Origin of the sequence: Bradyrhizobium genomosp. III (assembly GCF_000261705.1) — a bacterium.
Taxonomy (GTDB): Bacteria; Pseudomonadota; Alphaproteobacteria; order Rhizobiales; family Xanthobacteraceae; genus Bradyrhizobium; species Bradyrhizobium ottawaense.
This window is the reverse complement of sequence record NZ_AJQF01000250.1, coordinates 1-2,047: the sequence shown is the minus strand read 5'-3', so window position 1 is coordinate 2,047 and position 2,047 is coordinate 1. Positions and strand designations below refer to the sequence as shown.

Here is a 2,047-nt window from a genome sequence, read left to right as displayed (position 1 = left end):
CAGGACCCCAGCCGACGGTCGACCACAGCGGCAGCGCCTCCTCGATCATGCGGCGCTTCAGGCGCGCGACGACGTCCGTCGCCTCCTCCGCCGCAATGATTCCTTCGTCCGCCATCGCGTCCTCTCCAGGCCTCGCCGATCGCCGTCTGATACCCACGCCAGCGGCGGCGCGCAACGGATGCCAACACGGAAAGAACAGCCATGACCGCCCACTACGATGCCCGCGAGACGCGCGAACAAGCCGCCCGCGAGGCCGATCTGTTCTCCCGCCTGCCGGAGGTGCTGCGAGCCGCGATGGCCGCCCCGGCCTATGCCGAGCGGCTGAGAGGTCTCGATCCCGCCGCCGTGACCTCCCGGGAGGCGCTGGCGGGCCTGCCGGTATTGCGCAAGTCGGAACTGCCCGCCCTGCACAAGGCCTCGCCGCCCTTCGGAGGCTTCGTGGCGTCGGCGCCGGGGTCGTTTGCCCGCCTCTTCACCTCCCCAGGGCCCATTTTCGAACCGGAGGGGCGGCAGGCCGATCCCTGGCGCGGCGCAAGGGCGTTGTTCGCGGCCGGGTTCCGACCCGATGACATCGTCCTCAACACCTTCAGCTACCATCTCACCCCCGGCGGCTTCATTTTCGATGCCTCAGCGCGCGCGCTCGGCTGCGCCGTGATCCCGGCAGGGCCCGGCAACACCGAACAGCAATTCGAGCTGATCGAGGCCTACCGCCCGGTCGGCTACAGCGGCACGCCGGACTTCCTGAAGATATTGCTCGATGCCGCAGCGAGTTCGGGACGGGACGTCTCCTCGATCAAGCGCGCACTGGTTTCCGGGGCGGCGTTCCCGCCCTCGCTGCAGGCCGAGATCAAGGCGCGCGGCATCGATGCCTACCAAGCCTTCGGCACCGCCGATCTCGGCCTCATCGCGTTCGAGACCGAGGCGCGCGAGGGCATGGTCGTGAACGAGGATCTGATCATGGAGATCGTCAAGCCCGGCACCGGCGATCCCGTTGCGCCGGGCGACGTCGGCGAGATCGTGGTGACGTCGCTCGATCCGCACCATCCCTGGATCCGGCTCGCCCTCGGCGACCTCACCGCAGCGCTGCCGGGCCCAAGCAAGTGCGGCCGCACCAACATGCGCATCAAGGGTTGGATGGGCCGCGCCGACCAGACCACCAAGGTCAAGGGCATGTTCATCCGTCCAGAGCAGATCGCCGAGATCGGCAAGCGTCATTCTGCGCTCGGAAGACTGCGCCTCGTCGTCACACGGCAGGGCGAGACCGACGCAATGACGCTGAAAGCGGAAACGGCGGCCACGAGTGACGCCCTGCGCGAGGAGATTGCGACCAGCTTGCGCGCCGTGACGAAACTCGGCGGAAGCGTCGAGTTCGTCAGTCCCGGCGCGCTGCCGAACGACGGCAAGGTGATTGCGGACGAACGCTAAGAGGCCCTACCCCCAAACCTCAGTTTCCTGTGAACAGGGATTCTGCAGGAGAGATCACCCAGCGCGGGGAGCGGCCGATCGCATGAAAGCAAGCGTTGATTTCTGGCACTGGTGCGCACACCGCGCCAGGCGGGCGCACCTCAGCGGGTTCATGGCGCCGCGCCCCACCTCAAAGGCCTGATTTGTCGACTTGATTGGGTTCGTTCTGCGCAGGCAGGTGGCTTCATCGATGCTCCCTTACCGTGTTCAGCCCCGCGACCTCGGACAACGCGCGATCCCACCTCGCATAGGTCCGCGCCTCGTAGCGGTTGAGCTTGCGCAGCTCTGGCAGCAGCCGACGCACGGCCTCGGCCTGGCGCTCAGTTTCCGAGGGCACGGATACCGGTTTGAGCCGCTCTGGTTTCTGCCATTGCCGCCGCAATAGCGTTTGCAGGTGGCGCGCCTCGGCCAGGCGCGCACGCATGAGCTCCGGCCCCGCGGCGCCGAACTCTAGCACGCGCTGGATGAGGTCGGCTTTGATCTGACGGATATGGGCGAGCTCGAGGTAGGCGCGCGCCGCGCTGCAGGCCACTTCCAGAAGCTCTGGAGCGCTGCTGCCCGCAAGGATGGCTAGAGCCAGGGA

At 67.5% G+C, this 2,047-nt stretch carries 2 protein-coding genes; one reads left to right on the top strand and one right to left on the bottom strand.

The window, feature by feature from the left end; genetic code table 11:
* Nucleotides 1–201: 201 nt before the first annotated feature.
* Nucleotides 202–1,425 (top strand): phenylacetate--CoA ligase family protein, encoded by a 1,224-nt coding sequence (locus IC66_RS0121585; RefSeq protein ID WP_038949007.1) that lies wholly within the window; start codon nucleotides 202–204, stop codon nucleotides 1,423–1,425.
* 223 nt (nucleotides 1,426–1,648) lie between these two features.
* Here IC66_RS0121585 and IC66_RS42620 read toward each other — a convergent pair.
* On the bottom strand, nucleotides 1,649–2,047 hold a 399-nt coding region (locus IC66_RS42620; protein ID WP_157158074.1), incomplete at its 5' end, for a hypothetical protein.